We start from the raw sequence: 17891 nt of genomic DNA on the forward strand, positions 1-17891 counted from the left end.
TTAACTGTCAGACTGTCTGCCGGAAGTTTCCCGGCACAGGCGTATAAATTCTTTGACATAGGGAAGAAAGGCCCTGTCCTTTCTCTGTACAATATAAAAAACACGCTTTATGGGCAGGTCTGTGACCGGGCAGGCATGGAGTTTGCGGCTGGAAAGTTCTTCCCGGATCAGCATTTTGGAGATAATGGAGATCCCTTCATTTTCAGCTACAGCTTCCTTCAGGGCATCAATGTTATGATACACATGACTTTTAGTAAGGGAAAGGCCCTGTTTGCTCAGGGCCCGCTCCAGAGCTGCACGGGTACTGTTTCCTTCCTCCCGCAGGAGAAACATCTCATTTTCAAAATCCGCAATGGAAAGATTTTCTCTCCGGGCATAGGGATGGTCAGGACTGCATATGACCACAAAGGTATCATCCAAAAAAGGGGTGTAGACAAGGCTGCTGTGGCTTCCCTTTGTCTCAGTCAGCATCACATCCAGTTCCCCTTGGGCCAGCTTTTTCTCCATAAAATAGGAGTCATCAATGGTAAAACGTGTGCTCACATCCGGGCAGATGATATGGTATGCCCGGATAATATCCTGCAGCAGGCAGGAGGCAGCCACCAGCGTGCTTCCAATATGGATCTGTTTCAGATGGAGTCCCAAAAGTGCGGACTCCATTTCTTTATATAGGGAAATGATCCTGGATGCGTAATCCAGGAGCAGCATACCGGCCTCTGTGAGACGGAGATGTTTGCTCAGGCGGTCAAACAGGCGGACCTTGTAGGTCTTTTCAATCTCAGATATGGCCAGACTGACCGTGGATTGTGAAAGATACAGGTTTTGGGCAGCAATACTCATATTGTTGCAGGCTGCAACTTCCAGAAATATGGACATGTGGCGGAGTGTCATGGGGTATCCTCCTTTACTATTGAAAAAACTCATAACATAACCATATTTTAGTATTTTACAAGAGTAAAATCAAGTGCTATTATGACCATAATAAATGAAAATTCGGCCGAATGAAAAAATATGTTATTACAAATATGTTATTACAATAATCAATATGTAAAGGGGATGAGGAAATCATTGTATTAACTGGGGACAGTCTGACACTCCGTATGGTGGAATCCGCTGCATGGGGGGATCAGAGTGTTTCAATAGAAGAGTCCTTATGGGAAAAACTGGAGGATTCCAGGAGACTTGTCTTTGAACTGGCAGACAGGGGGATCCCCATCTATGGATGCAATACCGGAGTCGGTTGGAATAAAGATAAAAAAGTGACCAGGGAATTCATTACAAAATTCAACAGCAGTATGCTGCATTCCCACGCAGTGGGCGTGGGACCTTATGCGCCGGTGGAAGTGGTCAGGGCAGTGATGCTGGTACGGCTCAATGGGCTTTTAAATATGTGTACCGGCATTTCACCCGGAATTGTCAGGATGTATCAGGAGTTTTTGAACAGGAGGATCCATCCGCTGCTGCCTGTACGGGGGTCAGTGGGGCAGGCGGATATAGGAAACCTGTCACACATAGCACTGGCCATGACCGGTGAAGGCCGTGCGGAATATCACGGTGAGATCCTTCCGGTCCGGGAGATATTAAAAAAGGAGGGGCTGGCAGCTGCAGTTCCCGCAGAGAAAGACGGACTTGCAATGATTAGTTCCAATGCCCTCAGTGCCGGATGGGCCAGCCTTGTCCTTTGCAGGGCGGAAAAAATACGGAAGGCAGCAGATGTGATCAGCTGTATGGCCCTGGAGGGATTTGGAGGCAACACTTCACAGCTCAGAATGGAGTCTGCGAAAAAGAGAAAATATGAAGGGCAGATCAAAACAGCGGAGGCTATGAACCGTTATCTGAAAGGCAGTTTTCTTTATAAAGTCAACAGCAACAGACCGCTGCAGGACCCGCTCTGTTACCGGAGTGTTTCCCAGGTACATGGAGCAGTGTCAGATGCGCTCTCTTTTGCGGAGAAAGAACTGACCGTACAGATAAATTCCTCAGATGACAATCCATGTCTTCTGACGGAAGAGCGGGACATTACACCCAGTGCCAATTTTGAACCCCTGGCCTGGGTACTTCCCCTGGAGATGCTTTCCATTGCTTTCTCACATGTTTCAAAGGCATCCTGTCTGCGGGCCATAAAGCTTGCAAACCCGGCATTTACAAGGCTTACCAGGAATTTATCACCACAGGAGAGTGTCATAGCGTTTTCCACCATCCAGAAGACATTCACGGCTCTGGACGCGGAAATCCGCAGTCTGGCAAACCCCGTATCCATGGATACCTTTCCTCTTGCCGGTGAGATTGAGGACAGGAGCACCAACGCGCCTTTGGCTGTGCAGAGGCTGGATAAAATACTGGACGATCTCTGCTATATCCTGGGGATTGAACTGATGCTCGCAGGCCAGGCGATGGATCTGCGGAGAGGGGAAACATTTGGGGAAATAACAGGGAAAGGACTTGCCGTCCTCAGGGAAAAAATACCGTTTTATGATAAGGATGACCGTATACTGACTGAGGATATAGAGGCAGTTTATGAACTGTTGAAAGAGGGAACATTTCTGCGAAAACTAAACATATAAACAGATTGGAGAAGAATTGGGAGGTTAAAGATGAAAGAAACGAAAGAAAAGACAGGTTCTGCCGGACTTGTGCGGAAGGGTGTATTTATTCCTGCTTTTGCTATCATGGCAATTGTTGTAGCAATCGGTTTTATCAATAATGAGGGGCTGGCAAAGGGAGCCAAAGCCTTCTTCGGTTTTTCCCTTGGGAAATTCGGGTGGCTGTATCAGCTTGTGGCAGTTGTTTCAGTTGTGGTCATAGCCATTGTCACATGTTCTAAGCTGGGAGATATGCGGATCGGCGGAGCCAATGCAAAACCCAAGTATCCCTTCGGAACCTGGTTTGCCATGACGCTGACAGGCGGAATTGCAGTGGGAATCGTAAACTGGGGGATCAATGAACCTTTGATCTACTATGGAAATGTGTATGGTGAGCTGGACCAGCTGGGTATTCAGGCGGGAACCCAGGAGGCGGCACGTTTTGCACTTGGCAGATGCTTTTATAACTGGACATTTGTACCTTATGCCATGTATGCGGTATCAGGCCTTCTCATAGCCTACATGTATTTCAACAAGAAAGAAAAACTGTCTGTGATCTCCACCTTAAAGCCTCTTTTCGGAAAAAAGACAGAGAATCCTATATTTATGAATACAGTAGATACGCTGTGCTCCCTTGCGATCACATTGGGAATGGCTTCCGGTCTGGGAACCGGTCTGGCACTTCTTATCTCCGGGCTGAATGTTGTATATAAAATACCAAATAATACATTTATCTGGGTGCTTCTTGGGGGCATTGCCACTCTTATTTTTACAAGCTCCGCTATCCTGGGCGTGGATAAAGGGATCCGCAGACTGGCATCCCTGAACAGTAAGATTTTCTATGGTCTGCTGATCTTCCTGTTCATCACAGGACCAATGGCGATCATTTTAAGCAATTCCGTATCAGGACTGGGAGAGTGGCTGAATAATTTCTTTATCTGGGGACTGGATTCCGGTGATGTGGGCGGCGAGGCGCTGACAAGATGGTGGACCCTGGCCGACTGGTGTTCCTGGATCGCCTATGCTCCCATCATGGGTATTTTCCTTGGTAAGATTGCCTATGGCAGAACCGTGCGTGAATTTATGATCATCAACTGGGTTATGCCATCCTTATTCGGTATCGTATGGTTTTCCGTATGGGGAGGAACAGGACTGAACTGGCAGATGAACGGTGTTGTGGATATGGTTGGAGTCATCAAGGAAAGCGGCGCCACGGCAGGCGTATGGGCCTTTCTGCAGAATCTTCCGCTGGGGCTTGGGATCATCATCATACCCATCGTTATGATCACCCTCATGCTGTCCTTCTCCACGGCGGCGGACTCCATGACCAGCACCATTGCATCCATCTGTACCAAGGGACAGAACATGGAGGAGGAGCCTCCAAAGTCCCAGAAGCTGATCTGGGGTATCCTGATCGGTTCCATTTCCATTATCATGGGAGCCGTAGCAGGCGGTGTACGTGGTATAGACGGCGTAAAACAGTTGGCTTCGGTGGGAGGTTTTCTGGTACTCTTTGTATTCCTGCTGCAGTTGATCGCATTTATAAAAACATTTTTCGTGGATTTAAAGAAAGAAAAGAATGAGAAAAAAGAATAGCAGTGTTTGCAGAAAACGAGCAGAGTAAAATCTATTAAATTTTGGAGGTGCTTATGGATTTATTATACATAAATGCATTTGATATTGAAAAACTGGAACTGACAAATGAAGAAATCCTGGGAGCAGTGGAGAAAAGCCTGGAGGCCCAGGGAAATGGCAAGACAGTCATTGAGCCCCGGGTGCATCTGATCCCCAATCCGGAATTTCACGGACATTTCAATGTACTCAGAGGATATATAGAGCCTATGGATGTGGCAGGCGTGAAAGTTGTGGGAGACTATGTTTATAACTATAAACAGGATCTGCCTTCAGAAATGGCCCTGTTAAATTTGTACGACCCTAAAACGGGGGCGCCGAGAGCCGTGGTTGATGCTACGGAGATCACATCCATGCGTACGGGTGCTCTGACAGCCATCGGAGCAAAGTATCTGGCAAAAAAAGAAAATAAGATCCTGGGGCATCTGGGTTCCAGAGGAACTGCATGGTGGAACGTGGTGCTTCTTGATTCCATTTATGATTTTGAGGAGATCCGTGTGAACAGCCGCAGAAAAGAATCCATGGAGGATTTTGCGGCACGGCTTACCAAAAAACTGGGCAAGCCGGTTAAAGTGACCCGGAACAGCGAAGAGTGCCTGAAAGGGGCGGATATCATGGTGGAGGCCACCCGCCTTATGGAACCCACGCCTCTATTGAAGACAGAGTGGGTACAGCCGGGGAATTTTGTGGTTCCCTATGGGACAGTCAGCGCGGTGGAACTCTCCCTCACAGATGTGATGGACAAGATCGTGGTGGATGACTGGGGACAGTGCAAAGGCGGTATTCTGGGAAGTCTCCGCAGACATGTGGAGACAGGAAAACTAAGCGAGGATACGTTATATGGAGAACTGGGAGAGATCGTGGCAGGAAAAAAACCGGGCAGACAGCGTGAGGATGAGACCATTTTATTCTGGCACAGAGGACTCTCAACAAATGACATTGCACTGGGACAGTTAGTATATGAAAAAGCATTAAAAATGGGAATAGGCACAACACTGAAATATCGATAGAATACCCTCTTAAAACCGTCCTGCAGCCGGGAAATCTTTACGGCTGCAGGATGGTTTTTTTTGGAAAAAAAGGAAAGTTGCGAAAGATAGTTGCAGACATTTTAAAAAGTGGTATAATGCAAACTGTATAGAGAAAATTTCAAATTTCCAGATATACACATTTATGGAGGAATTAATGTAAAAAATGAAGATCAGAAAGCATTTTATACTGACCGGTTTGGTACAGGGAGTAGGGCTTAGGTACCGGGCGCAGCACCTGGCACGGCTTCTGCAGGTGACCGGATGGGTGAAGAACACCTGGGACGGATGCGTGGAAATGGAACTGCAGGGCGGAGAGCAGGAGATATCAAACTTCCTGGAACGGTTGTCCATGGGGAATTTTATACGGATTGAAGGGGTTGATGCCAAGGATATTCCGGTGCGTGAGGAGAATGGGTTCTGTGTGAAAGGTTAAAACAGAAGAATATTTTTATGCAGGAAAATATTGACAAGCCCGTAAAATTGGTCTAAGATATAAAAAAATAAAATGATAAGAAAAAAAGGTTCTCAAAGGCGAAAACCCACCTTTGGGGACCTTTTTGTATGGAGGATGAAGTATGATGAAAACAGAAACAGTAGAAAATATGTGCGGCGGCAAGGGCCATGTGATCATTAAGCATATTTTAGGAGAGAAGGAACTGAATGGAAAGTGCGGTCTGTACGCAGAGGTTGTCATTGAGCCGGGATGTTCCCTTGGATATCATGAACACCACAATGAGAGCGAGACTTACTATATCCTGTCCGGCCAGGGAGACTATGATGACAATGGCACAGTGCGCCCGGTAAAGGCAGGGGATGTAACCTTTACACCGGATGATCACGGGCATGGCCTGGTGAATACCGGGGAGGAAGACTTAGTGTTTATGGCATTGATCATTTTTGACTGATACAGGATATATAGACAAAGGGGAAGCGGCGGCAGGCGCTTCCTTTTTGTGTGCGGAGAAATTTAGCAAATATGACCAATTATAAGAAGAAAAATTCGCACAATTTTGACAATTGCCAGAATGAATTTTATGGAATATAATGTAATCATAAAACGTGCACGGACACGATGGAGGAAATTATGAAAGTTACAATCCGGGAAGTTGCAGAGGCAGCTAACGTGTCGAGGGGGACTGTGGATCGGGCTTTAAACCACAGGCCAGGCGTAAACCAGCAGGTGGCAGAAAGAATCATTAAGATAGCAGAAGAATTAGGATATAAACCGGATATGGCGGCCAGGACACTGGCAAATAAGAAATATACCAAGACCATAGGCGTGCTGCTCTGTTCAGAGGGGAATCCGTTTTTTAAGGAGGTGATCCAGGGGGTAAATAATGGGCTGGAGGAAATGGGGCATTTTGGCATACAGAGCAGTGTGAAGAAGATCAAAGGATTTGATGCGGAGCTGCAGCTTCAAAAAATTGAAGAGTTGCTGGAAGAGAGAATTTCAGGCCTTGTGATCACCCCCGTCAATTCCAAGAGGGTGGCCCAAAAGATACAGGAATTGGAAGATAAGAATATTCCTGTCGTGACGATTAATACAGACATAGCAAGTGTCAAACATTTAGCCTATGTGGGCTGTGATTATGTTACAAGCGGCTGTGTGGCAGGTGAACTGCTGGGGATGATGAGCAATGGGGCAGAGGAACATATTGCCCTGGTGATAGGTTCAAAGATGGTGATGGCGCAGGCGCAGCGCTTGAAAGGAATAAAAAAAACACTGAAACGGGACTACAGCAATATAATCGTAGACGCTGTATTAGAAAATGAAGATGATGACCGGAAGTCTTATGAACAGCTGAGGACATTGCTTCAGAAGAACCCGGACCTGACGACCATCTGTTTTGCGGCAGCAGGTGTTGAAGGAGGGATAAAAGCTGTCCGTGAGACGGATTACGGGCGCAAATTAAGGATCGTCACATATGACCTGACAGATATCGTCAAGGAAAATTTAAGATCAGGCGTGGTATCTGCAACAGTTTGTCAGGAACCATTCCGGCAAGGCTTTATGGGAGTAGAAATCCTGGGACGGTATTTGCTGTATGGTACCCGTCCGGAAGAGTCTACCGTGAAAACGCATATATTTATCGCAACAAAATATAACTTATGACATATTCTCTTTACTCTGGGGTCTTAAGGAGTAAAGAGAAAAAAATTACCTGTATCGTGCGCGGACACGGTTGCATGATACATAAAATAAAATCAGTTAAGAGGAGGTTAACAAAATGGCGAGCAGCAGAGAAAGGCTGAATCAGACTTTAAATCACATTGAGCCTGAGGAAGTGGTAGTGGATATGGGGGCAACTCCGATCACCGGCATCAATGCCAATGCACTGGACCGGCTGAGAAAAGCGCTGGGGCTGGAGGAAAGGAAGGTAAAGATCAATGAGCCTTTGCAGCTTTTGGGGGAGGTGGAGGAGGATGTCAGGCAGGCCCTGCATCTTGACTGTGTGGAGATCTCCACGGGGATGAACATGTTTGGATTTTCCAATGAGGGCCGTAAGCCCTGGACAATGCAGTCCGGCCTGGAGGTGGATGTTCCGGCAGCTTTTCATACCACAGTGGATGGGACAGGCCGTACCTATCTGTATCCACAAGGGGATTTAAGTGTACCGCCCTCCGGTATGATGCCAAAAGGGGGATTCTTTTTTGACAATATAACCAGAGGCAATATTGAGTTTGACGAGGACACAAACAGCGCAAAAGAGGATTTCAAGGACGATTTTGCCGTGATCACGGAGAAGCAGTTAAAAGAACTGGAAAGACAGTGCAGCTATTACTACAGCAATACGGAATACGGCATCGTGTACAGCGGGGCCATTGCCTCGATAGGTGACTTTGCCATTGTTCCCGGACCAAGTGTAAAGCATCCGAAAGGGATCAGAAATTTGCCGGATTTTATGATGGCGCACCATATCTGCCCGGATTATATCCATGAGGTATTTGAGATGCAGGTGGAAACCGGATTAAAAAATGCAGAGTTGATCCGTCAGGCCTGCGGGGACAAGATACAGGCAGTCTATATTTCAGGGACCGATTTTGGTACACAGAACGGACCGTTTATGTCGCTGGATTCTTTCCGGGAATTTTATAAGCCCTATTACAAGAGAATAAACGACTGGGTTCATAAAAATACAAATTGGAAGACTTTTTATCACACCTGCGGAGCTGTCATGTCGTTTCTTCCTGATTTTTATGAGGCGGGAATGGACATACTGAATCCGGTCCAGCTCTCTGCAAAAGGTATGGACGGCAAAAAACTGAAAGAAGAATGGGGGGATAAGTTTGTTTTCTGGGGCGGAGGCATTGATACACAGCATACCCTGCCCTTTGGCACACCGGAGGAGGTGTACCGGGAGGTAACGCAGCGCCTGGAACTGTTTTCAAAAGGGGGCGGGTTTGTGTTTAATACAACCCATAATATACAAAGTCCCACAAGTGCTGAAAATATGATGGCAATGTTCCAGGCAGTCAGAGATTTTAAGAACAGAAGGTAAATGATCAAGGGAAAGTGGGGAAAAACTATGAGAAAAAAAATTGGGATGTTTTTAAGTACAGTATTGTTAGTCACTGCAGTTTTAACCGGATGCGGAAGCAGCGGGGGAACAGAGGAGAAGGAAAAAAACAACGAGCCTGATACAGGCACAAATACAGAGGAACAGGCGGAGGCGAATCCGGAAGATATTGTGATATGGGCATTCACAGAGCCTCATGCGGAATATTTCAGGTGGGTGACAGAGGAATATAAGAAAGAGCATCAGGATGTAAGTTTTACCATAGAAGTCATGGATATCAATGCGCTGTCAGATCGTCTGGCTGTCATTAACGCATCCGGCGGGGAGGGCGCCCCGGATTTGGTGGACCAGGAGCAGGGATATTTCTCCAGATTCATGTCAGAGGAGCAGATGTGCTATTACCCTCTTGATGAGTTTATAGAGAAGGATAAAGTGACAGAGAAAATGGTTAAAAACCGTCTGGACCTGTATGCGTATGATGGTCACTATTATGGACTTGAACATGCGCTGTGTCCGGTAACCATGGCGTACAGGGCCGATCTATTCGAGGAATATAATATCAAGGTTCCAACAACCTGGGAGGAGTACAAAGCGGCTGCAGAGGAATTTGCAAAACATGATATTTACATCTCTGCCACGAAAGACATGTCTCTGGGCGGTGAGATGGATGAAATAGCCCTTATGCTGCGCGGGGCCGGTCTGGACTATGTGGATAAAAACGGAGAGCTGGATATCACAGAGGAATTCAAAAATATTGTTATGGATTATGTGAATATGCAGCAGAAGGGAATGATGTATGCCTGGGAGACACAGGAGGAAGTATGGCCGGTGGTGGCTGAGGATAAGGTGGCAACCTATTTTGCGGCAGACTGGGCAGCGGGATGGTTGAGAGATAATGTACCGGAACAAAGCGGTAAATGGCAGATGGCAGCGCTTCCAAAGCTGACGGAATCGGCAGCACCGGTTTCAGTAAGGGGCGGCACCGGCCTTTGTATGACAAAATACACCGGGAAAGATAAAGAGCAGTTGTGGGATTTTATGAAGTTTGCACAGCTTGACAAGGATAATTGTGTGAAGAAATACGAGATGATCGCTCTGTATCCGCCGGTTTATGAGGCTATGCCCGAATGCAACAGCCCGGTTGCGTATTACAATGATCAAAATCTTGGAGAACTGTACGAGAGCCTGGCAAATGAGATTCCCATCCAGTATCAGGCAGACTGGAGAAATACTTTTATGGAAACATTCAATTCCAATGCCTATGACCTGGTGGAAGGTAATATCAGCATGGATGAGATGGGAGATATATTGACAGAAGCGGTTGAGGAATACAATCAGACAAAATAGCCGATAGAGAGAAAGGTGCATGTATATGAAGAGTAAGAAACGAAAACTAATGCCTTATCTTTTCATATCCCCATTTTTTATCCTGTATGCAGTTTTTGGACTGTACCCTGCAATTTCAGGTTTGATCTTATCATTTCAGACGAAAACGGGAGGATTTACTGTTTCCAATTACGGAACGGTCTTTATGGACCATAGGTTTTGGAAATCCATATTAAATGCCTGTATTTACATGATGGGAAGTATATTTATTATACTTCCCGTGGCATTGCTTGCAGCGTTGATGCTGAACAGTAAATATATGGGGAGGAAAAGCGGCTTTGTTTCCACAGTCTTTTTTATTCCCAATGTGACCTCCGTTATTGTAGTGGGAATTGTCTTCAAATTGATCCTGAGAACCAACAATGGACTGATCAATACGGTTCTGCAGGATGTTGGCGTGGCGGAAAAGGCGGTCAAGTTTTTAAGTGATCCGGCTTGGGCGATCCCCTCCGTTCTGTTGATCGGCTGCTGGAGGTATTTTGGCATCAACAGCCTTTATTTTCTCAGCGGCCTGCAGGGGATACCAACGGAACTTGGGGAAGCGGCAAGGATAGACGGGGCAGGGAAATGGAAGGAATTTTGGTATGTAACGCTGCCTTTATTAAAACCAATTATGACATATATTGTATTTATTGCTATCACAGGTTCCTTTGCCATGTTTGGGGAGGTTCTTACACTGGTACAGAATTCCTCCTCGGTAGGCTCCAGGGATTCCATGCTGTATCCGGTTATATATCTTTATAATACAATGTTTAAAAATAACCAGGTAAGCAGGGCAGCCACCATGGGATATGTGATCGCTTTGATCCTGCTGATAATTACAACCATACAGAGACGTCTGTTTCGGGAAAAGGACTGAGGTGATGCAGTGTGAAAGAAAAGAAAATAATTTCAGGTATTGTGTTTCATTTAATATTGATAATTGCAGTTATATTTATACTGTATCCCTTTGTATTTATGATCTCAGGCGCTCTTAAGACGGACCTGGAGATGAACAGGCACATACTGCGTCTGATCCCGCGGGAGATTACCTTTGATAACTTTAAAACATTGTTCGATACCATACCATTTTGGAAACAGTTTGCGAACAGTATTTTTGTGGCAGCCATTGCCGCGTTTCTGGCTATGGCGGTTGACGCGCTGGTGGCCTATGGATTTACCAGATTTGAATTTAAGGGGAAAGGGATCCTTTTAAGCTTGATTTTGGCTACCATGCTGATACCGCCTCAAGTTCTCATGGTTCCCCAGTTTCAGATGTACAAAAATATGGGGTTGTTTGGCACCTATGTACCTTTGATCATACCTGCTATGATCAATGCATTTGGTATTTTTCTGCTCTGTCAGATCATGGGGCAGGTGCCGAAGGATTTATATGAAAGCGCAATGATCGACGGATATGGGGAACTTAAGATATTTTTTAAAATAGCAGTGCCTCTGAGCAAAGCGGGGATTGGCATTCAGGGAGTCCTGACATTTATGAATGCCTGGAACGATTTTATGACACCCCTTATTTATCTGAATGCGGAGGAGAAGTACACTTTGCCCATCGGTCTGATGAGACTGCAGAATTTTTACAAGATTTCTTACGGCGCACCCCTTGCAGGAGCATTGCTTTCCTGTATTCCTGTGATCCTCATACTGGCAGTAGTAGGGCAGAAATATTTTGTCAAGGGATTAATGGCAGGAGCCATCAAGGGATAACAGACAGAGGAGGGATAATAGGTATGAAAAACTATATAGTGGCAGAGCAGGGGGACCATGCAGTCCTTCTGGCGGCAAAGGAGCTGAGGCGTTACCTCTATGTTCTGGGGGAAGAGCTGCCGGAGATCGTAAGCAGTATTCCGGAAGAGGGAAATTGTATGATCCTGGCGGTGAAAGGGCATGGTCTTTTAGAAAAGTATACATCCGTGCTGGATCATACCGGCCTTGGCGAAGAGGGATACCTGTTGTACGGCAGGGAGAAGGGTGTGAAAATATTTACAGGGAATACCGGGATATCTGTACTTTATGCGGTATATCGTTTCCTGGAATTACAGGGGATTGGCTTTTACCTGCACGGAGATGTGATCCCCGATAAAAAGTGCAGGGAAGATATTTGGGGGACAGTGCCGGATATCCGTGAAACACCTCTGTTCCGTGAGAGAGGCATTCTTCCCTTCCACGATTTTCCGGAGGGGCCGGATTGGTGGAACAAAGATGACTATTTCGCTGTATTAACACAATTAGCAAAAATGAGGGCCAATTTTTTCGCGCTGCATACATACCCTGAGAATCAGGATGCCCCAAAAGCAATGACAGCCGAACCTTTGGTGTGGATTGGAAAAAAAGAGGACTGCAGGGAGGATGGGACTGTAAAAGCCAGTTATCCTGTACAGCATTTTAAAACAAACGGGAACAGTTGGGGATACCATCCCATGGAGACAGGGGATTATCCCTGCGGAACCGGCAATGTATTTGAGACGGACAGCTACGGTGCGGACTATATGAAGGGATACGAGGAGGATATATACAGCACGGAACTTCATGAAAATACGGTACCTGCGGATAAATACAACCAAATGTTTCATGCTTACGGACAGCTTTTACAGGATACTTTTTCCTATGCAAAAGAGATTGGCGTCAAAACCTGTATCGGAACAGAAGCACCACTTACCATTCCCGAGACAGCCAGGCATCATCTGGCCATAGCCGGGGAAGCGGATGAGGATACCGTGGAGGCGTTGTATGAGGGGATTTTTGAGAGGATCAAAAGGCTGCATCCGTTGGATTATTATTGGATGTGGACACCGGAGGACTGGACGTGGCTTGGAAACACAAAGGAGGATACCCATAAGACAATCCGGGATTTTGCCTGTGCGCTGAGGGCAAAAGAGAGGACAGAGGCTCCCTTTGAACTGGCTGTCTGCGGCTGGACGCTGGGTCCCCGGGAGGACAGGGCTGCTTTTGACAATTATCTGCCAAAATCCATGCCGTTTTCCTGCATTAACAGGAATGTGGGGTTTGACCCCATTGAACCCAAGTTTCAGGACCTGAAGGGAAGACCGGCCTGGGCGATCCCGTGGATGGAAGACGACCCGGCAATGATCTCCCCTCAGTTATGGGCAGGAAGAATGAGAAGAGATGCCTTTGACGCAAAAAGGTATCATTGCAGCGGACTACTGGGGATTCATTGGAGGACAAGAAATATAGCGCCCAATGCCAAGGCTCTCATGGAGTCTGCCTGGGAGCAGCCGTGGGGAAAAGAACTGGATGGGGAGATCAGCCTGGAGGGGTATATCGGGAAGGAATCCTATGCGGTACGATATCCGGATGGCGGGAATCTTTCTGCGACAGCCAGAAAAGGTATGTCAGGATATCAACTGAAGATTCCGGCAGGTAATTACACGGTTCAATTGGATTTCCGTCCGGATACGGCAAAATTGGATATAAAGGTCAATCATCTCACATTGAGGGATCTGGAAATAAATGAAGAGCACACCAGGATCCTGGTACCGGGAATGGAAGTGGAGCAGGATACCAGTCTTAGGATTACGTTTTTTACCAAGGAGGGGAGCCTGGCGCTTACAGCCATAGAAATATTAGGCGCCACAAAAAACAATCAACTTTCAGGAAACGATTTTTCCAGAAAGATCAACTGCGGAGGGGAGGCGTGGAAGGACTATGAGGCGGATTTACCGCCACATAAGGAAAATGGCCGTTATGCGCCGGTGCGTGATTTTTATGAACGCTTTTCCGCCATTGAGTTTGGTGACAGGGCAGGAAATGAGGCAGCACGTATTTTAACAGAAATGGATGGACATTTGCCAAGACCCAGCCGATGGGAAGACGGGCCGGGGAATATATACCAAAATGATATACCTTGGGAGGAGATGCAGAGCCAGTACAAGTTTACGGAGCAGTTTGAGCAGTTGGGAAAATATATAAGTGGAGAAGGGGAAAAGGAGCGGTTCGACTATTGGAACCATACGTTTCAGGCAATGAAAAAAACTGCGGAATTAGGATGTCTCTGGGGCAGTTTTGAAAAGCAGTATAAAGTGGGAGCGCAGGATGCAGCACTGGATGTATACAGAAATATAGTAAGAACCATAGAGGTGTTGGACTTCCACCTTTTGATGGCACTGCAGACATATGGGGATATGGGCGTTCTGGCAAATATCCAGCAAAGATCAGTGGTCCCTATATTAAAAGACTGTCAAAGCAAACTGGGGAACCGGTATGGAGAGCTGCCAAAGCTGAAAGAAAATGTACTGGAAGCCGCTTCCAAATTAGTAGTTCCCACAGTAAGGACCTCTTTAAAAAGAGGGGAAAGTTTAAAGCTTAAAGTGATCGTATTGGGAGGAAGTGATAATGCCCCTGCGATATATTTCAGGAAACTGGGGGAAGGGAAATATAAAGAAAAAACCTTTGAAAAACTGGCGAGGTGGGTCTATATCCTGGAAATCCCTGCAGATGAACTGCAGGCAGATTTTGAGTATCATATCTGTTTGGAGCATAAGGGCAAAAGCTTAGAATTCCCCCGCAGTAGTAGGTGTAAGAATCAGACGGTGATCGTTATGGAGTAGAAGATCCGGCCGTTTATATCAGTCGGCAGAACGTTATTGTTTCCTTCTCTCTGTGCAACACACGTTGCCATGCACAGATATGGAGCATCTGTTCCATATCGCGCTGGCAGCCATGGGGATTTTAATGTATCCTCCATGAAAACACTTTGCAGAATAGCAGATATGTGAATAGTGTGGCAAATCCTCTGTAAGTTCATCTGCAGTAATAATTCTTTGACCCGGTACAGTGAATATAGTGTATAATTGAATTAAAATAAGGGTGAAAGTAAAGATGGGGGGATACTTTGATTAAAAAGGGGTTCATAAAAAGGAATAAATCAAATCTATACATTATTATTATTTTAGCCGGGATAGCTGCAGTTATATATTTTGGACTTCTCAAAAGAGGAGAAAGAGTGGTCCATAGTATTCAGGCAGATGAGGTCGAAAGTATATATCTGTACAGCTATACAGGCGGGGCTCCGCCCGATAATACCTCGGAACATGAGTTTAATGAAGAGGAGATCAGGAGATTTGTTGCTTTACTGCATAAGACGAAATTATTGCCCACTACGAGTAACAGCATTTCAGATGGTGCTTCGTCCCACTATGATATAAAATTAAAAGATGGTACTGATATTTCTATTTCACCCGGCCAATTTTTTGATATAAACGATAAAAAATATAGACTGATGAACGAGAGGGCAGTTTGGAGAGAATATGTTAATTTCAATAGTTTAGAATAAAATGGGTCTGAAAATGAAGTTCCGCAAACTGCCGGCCCATTTTGAGGCATATTTTGACACCGCCTTCTTTCGGGGAAAGTCTCCTATAAATGGTACCGCACATCTTGCGGAATTTAATCTTCAGATACGCTATAGAAAAACTGAGGTGTGGTGATAGAATGTCTGAATCGCATGTGTTGTACTTTATATGGGAGGCTGTGACGGTAGGTTTGCTGCGGATAAAGAAATGACAGTCAGAATTTGCTTTGCTAGTTAGCTGTATTCTTCAAACTGTCAAAGATAAGTGGTCTTGCCAATTTTCCCAGAGAAAGTATCTTTGAAGTACAATCACATTGCGCAGGCAATTTAACTGCGGCAATCTGGCTGTTATCATAAGTTCTGAAATAATACCGGGTTTCCGAGAGGTCAATGAAAGCCGTATATTGCGTAAAATCCGCCGTTCCTTTGTCTGTCATAACAACTCCCTTGGGAATGCTGACACTCTCCATTAAATGAAAACAGGTAAGCAAAGCCTCTTCCTTTTTGTCAGGGAGCATGGCATGGCTTTTTTGGAAGGCAGTTCTGACAAATCTGGACGGAGGTGTGTAATCTCCGGGAAGACCAAAGGTGCCGGTACCCTGGCCAAAAGGGGTTAGTTTTACATCATTCCACTCAGCATTTTGTTTCTGGGGCGGTGTGACATTCATATAATTCCGCAGATTTGTCATATGCCACTGGAAGTCAGGGCTGTTGGCAAAGACACCGATTGGATTGTTATACAGATGCAGTCCGTCTGCAGTCTTTTCTACTACCATGCATTTACCGCTTTTATCAGCAAGAATCCAGTGAAGCGGGGCAACAGAATCTGTAACGGAATCTTTTACCCCCACAATCCGAATCATCCGTAGCATGGAGACAGCTCCGGATACGGAATCACACTGACCAAGCAAAAGATTCACCAGTTCGAGAGCTGCAATTGAGATACGGGGAGCATCTTGCGAAACAATAGGATCGTATTGCGCATATCCCGGAAAATACAGCGCTGCCGCAGCAAATCCTTTTTCATTGACCCCATCTGCCAAGATTACAGGTGAAATATTCTGTCCAATGCCCATGATACGATACTGATTGTGGATTTTGTGGGTTTTCATAAGATTGTTCCATGTATAGCCCTTCGGTATGAAATACATTTCCGGGCTGAGTGGATAAGAAAAATCCATGGTTCGCCCGAAAAAAGCGTCTTTCTGAGGTGATTGTATATATAATGCAGTGCACATAGCTGTCTCCTTTGCTCTGCTTTGTGAAGGATATGATTATGTATATTCCGACTTTTCCCGGGGCATACCGGAAACTCACCGGTAAAATTCCCATATAGTGTAACTGCTGTATTTATCCTGATAGTTTTCACGCAGTGTATGCAGAAGCAGTATACTGTCTCCGGGCGTGAAAATATTCTGTGTATTGGAGGATACCTGCCTGTCCGCAGCGGCCGTCAGCCTTGTTTTTCCGCGCAGTTCGGAGGCCGGGCAGCCATAATACTTCTGGCATAGCTGATTCAGGTACCTCACATCCGAAAACCCGCTTTCAATGCTGATGGTAAGCACTTTCTTATCGGTATGCTGCAGAAGACGGCAGGCGTATTCAAACCGTTTCAGGTTCAGATATTCCTGAAAAGACAGGTCCAGTTCGTCGCGAAACAGGTGTGAGAGATAGGTGAGAGACAGATTTTCATGGGCAGCAATATCCCTCAGCAATAGTTTCTGTCTGAAATTTTTTTCTATATGATCCGTGATACGGCTCATGCGCTCCTGTCTGTGCCTGCGAGTGGTGATCTCTGCATCTGTGTATGTCTTCTTGGGAACATAAGTGTGAAGCGCATATAGGATCATGTTCAGAAGACTCATGCATTTATACTCATAGTTGGCAAATTGTCCGAAATAATTATATGCAAGCTCGATCAGCAGACCCTTCATGATCTCATAACGGGTCTCATGCTGAGAGAAAAAGGAACGGACACTGTTTTCAATGAAGCAGGTATTCTCGTCGTGCTGGAAATAAGAGGTGACAAGCTGCCGTGACATTTGTATGGCCAGTATCAGCGCACCGCCGCTCTGTCCATGTATTTCATGCAGTTCCATGGGATTCAACAGATATATGTCACCGCTTTGCAGGTTCCGTATAGTTCCATTGACGGTGAGCTGCGGATTTCCGTCAAGAACAAGCCCTATTTCCATCTCCCTGTGGGTATGGGGAGCACGGGAAAAGAGGCGTACCAATAGGGCACGGAACGCATGTATCTGCGGGTGGGCAACCAGTTCAAATTCTTTTTCCATTTCTGTCACTGCTTTCTTTTTATTTTCTAACTCTATTCTAATATCATCGGATAGATCAGACAAGAACAATCTCAAAATTATCTGCATAATAACAAAATAATCATTAAATATAAACAAATAAATCGTACCAATTACAAGAAAAA

15 protein-coding genes are annotated in these 17891 nt (G+C 45.7%); 12 read left to right on the forward strand and 3 right to left on the reverse strand.

Features of this window, described 5'->3' with window-relative positions:
• A complete protein-coding gene (locus C6P39_RS14935) occupies nt 1-891 on the reverse strand; it encodes a LysR family transcriptional regulator (RefSeq protein ID WP_158661576.1) in 891 nt (296 codons plus the stop codon).
• A gap of 209 nt (nt 892-1100) precedes the next feature.
• Between C6P39_RS14935 and C6P39_RS14940 the strand changes: the two genes are divergently transcribed.
• The 12 genes from C6P39_RS14940 (at nt 1101) to C6P39_RS14995 (ending at nt 15436) form a co-directional block, all read left to right on the forward strand.
• Nucleotides 1101-2564, forward strand: a complete 1464-nt coding sequence (locus tag C6P39_RS14940; RefSeq protein ID WP_104804288.1) for an HAL/PAL/TAL family ammonia-lyase — start codon at nt 1101-1103, stop codon at nt 2562-2564.
• A gap of 30 nt (nt 2565-2594) precedes the next feature.
• The gene (locus C6P39_RS14945; RefSeq protein WP_095172022.1) at nt 2595-4178 is read left to right on the forward strand and encodes a BCCT family transporter; all 1584 of its coding nucleotides are present in this window, start codon (nt 2595-2597) and stop codon (nt 4176-4178) included.
• Between the two features lie 53 nt (nt 4179-4231).
• Entirely contained in the window at nt 4232-5224 is a 993-nt protein-coding gene (locus C6P39_RS14950; RefSeq protein ID WP_095172019.1) for an ornithine cyclodeaminase family protein, read from the forward strand.
• Nucleotides 5225-5408: 184 nt separating this feature from the next.
• Nucleotides 5409-5678, forward strand: coding sequence for an acylphosphatase (locus tag C6P39_RS14955; protein ID WP_095172016.1), 270 nt, complete (start codon nt 5409-5411; stop codon nt 5676-5678).
• Between the two features lie 145 nt (nt 5679-5823).
• Nucleotides 5824-6150, forward strand: a complete 327-nt coding sequence (locus C6P39_RS14960; protein ID WP_065544801.1) for a cupin domain-containing protein — start codon at nt 5824-5826, stop codon at nt 6148-6150.
• A gap of 179 nt (nt 6151-6329) precedes the next feature.
• Nucleotides 6330-7358 (forward strand): LacI family DNA-binding transcriptional regulator, encoded by a 1029-nt coding sequence (locus C6P39_RS14965; RefSeq protein ID WP_158661577.1) that lies wholly within the window; start codon nt 6330-6332, stop codon nt 7356-7358.
• Nucleotides 7359-7473: 115 nt separating this feature from the next.
• Complete coding sequence (locus C6P39_RS14970; protein ID WP_104804289.1) at nt 7474-8745, forward strand: uroporphyrinogen decarboxylase family protein; 1272 nt, start codon at nt 7474-7476, stop codon at nt 8743-8745.
• 27 nt (nt 8746-8772) lie between these two features.
• On the forward strand, nt 8773-10110 hold the full coding sequence (locus tag C6P39_RS14975) for an ABC transporter substrate-binding protein (protein ID WP_158661578.1): 1338 nt from the start codon (nt 8773-8775) through the stop codon (nt 10108-10110).
• Nucleotides 10111-10135: 25 nt separating this feature from the next.
• Nucleotides 10136-11008, forward strand: a complete 873-nt coding sequence (locus tag C6P39_RS14980) for a carbohydrate ABC transporter permease (RefSeq protein ID WP_158661579.1) — start codon at nt 10136-10138, stop codon at nt 11006-11008.
• An 11-nt stretch (nt 11009-11019) separates the two neighbouring features.
• Nucleotides 11020-11850 (forward strand): carbohydrate ABC transporter permease, encoded by an 831-nt coding sequence (locus tag C6P39_RS14985; RefSeq protein WP_104804292.1) that lies wholly within the window; start codon nt 11020-11022, stop codon nt 11848-11850.
• Nucleotides 11851-11873: 23 nt separating this feature from the next.
• On the forward strand, nt 11874-14711 hold the full coding sequence (locus tag C6P39_RS14990) for a hypothetical protein (protein ID WP_104804293.1): 2838 nt from the start codon (nt 11874-11876) through the stop codon (nt 14709-14711).
• A 284-nt stretch (nt 14712-14995) separates the two neighbouring features.
• Nucleotides 14996-15436: a hypothetical protein gene (locus tag C6P39_RS14995; RefSeq protein ID WP_104804294.1), complete on the forward strand. Its 441-nt coding sequence runs from the start codon at nt 14996-14998 to the stop codon at nt 15434-15436.
• Between the two features lie 248 nt (nt 15437-15684).
• Here C6P39_RS14995 and C6P39_RS15000 read toward each other — a convergent pair whose 3' ends face one another.
• Entirely contained in the window at nt 15685-16692 is a 1008-nt protein-coding gene (locus C6P39_RS15000; RefSeq protein WP_104804295.1) for a choloylglycine hydrolase family protein, read from the reverse strand.
• A 75-nt stretch (nt 16693-16767) separates the two neighbouring features.
• Nucleotides 16768-17748, reverse strand: a complete 981-nt coding sequence (locus C6P39_RS15005) for an AraC family transcriptional regulator (protein WP_158661580.1) — start codon at nt 17746-17748, stop codon at nt 16768-16770.
• Between the last annotated feature and the right edge of the window lie 143 nt (nt 17749-17891).

The organism is Blautia marasmi, assembly GCF_900258535.1.
Classification (GTDB): Bacteria; Bacillota; Clostridia; order Lachnospirales; family Lachnospiraceae; genus Blautia; species Blautia hominis.

Coding starts and splice junctions, on each gene's coding strand:
- C6P39_RS15000 (WP_104804295.1), bottom strand. CDS start 16,692: ATGTGCACTGCATTATATATACAATCACCTCAGAAAGACGCTTTTTTC.
- C6P39_RS14960 (WP_065544801.1), top strand. CDS start 5,824: ATGAAAACAGAAACAGTAGAAAATATGTGCGGCGGCAAGGGCCATGTG.
- C6P39_RS14940 (WP_104804288.1), top strand. CDS start 1,101: ATGGTGGAATCCGCTGCATGGGGGGATCAGAGTGTTTCAATAGAAGAG.
- C6P39_RS14970 (WP_104804289.1), top strand. CDS start 7,474: ATGGCGAGCAGCAGAGAAAGGCTGAATCAGACTTTAAATCACATTGAG.
- C6P39_RS15005 (WP_158661580.1), bottom strand. CDS start 17,748: ATGGAAAAAGAATTTGAACTGGTTGCCCACCCGCAGATACATGCGTTC.
- C6P39_RS14980 (WP_158661579.1), top strand. CDS start 10,136: ATGAAGAGTAAGAAACGAAAACTAATGCCTTATCTTTTCATATCCCCA.
- C6P39_RS14950 (WP_095172019.1), top strand. CDS start 4,232: ATGGATTTATTATACATAAATGCATTTGATATTGAAAAACTGGAACTG.
- C6P39_RS14965 (WP_158661577.1), top strand. CDS start 6,330: ATGAAAGTTACAATCCGGGAAGTTGCAGAGGCAGCTAACGTGTCGAGG.
- C6P39_RS14955 (WP_095172016.1), top strand. CDS start 5,409: ATGAAGATCAGAAAGCATTTTATACTGACCGGTTTGGTACAGGGAGTA.
- C6P39_RS14975 (WP_158661578.1), top strand. CDS start 8,773: ATGAGAAAAAAAATTGGGATGTTTTTAAGTACAGTATTGTTAGTCACT.
- C6P39_RS14990 (WP_104804293.1), top strand. CDS start 11,874: ATGAAAAACTATATAGTGGCAGAGCAGGGGGACCATGCAGTCCTTCTG.
- C6P39_RS14935 (WP_158661576.1), bottom strand. CDS start 891: ATGACACTCCGCCACATGTCCATATTTCTGGAAGTTGCAGCCTGCAAC.
- C6P39_RS14945 (WP_095172022.1), top strand. CDS start 2,595: ATGAAAGAAACGAAAGAAAAGACAGGTTCTGCCGGACTTGTGCGGAAG.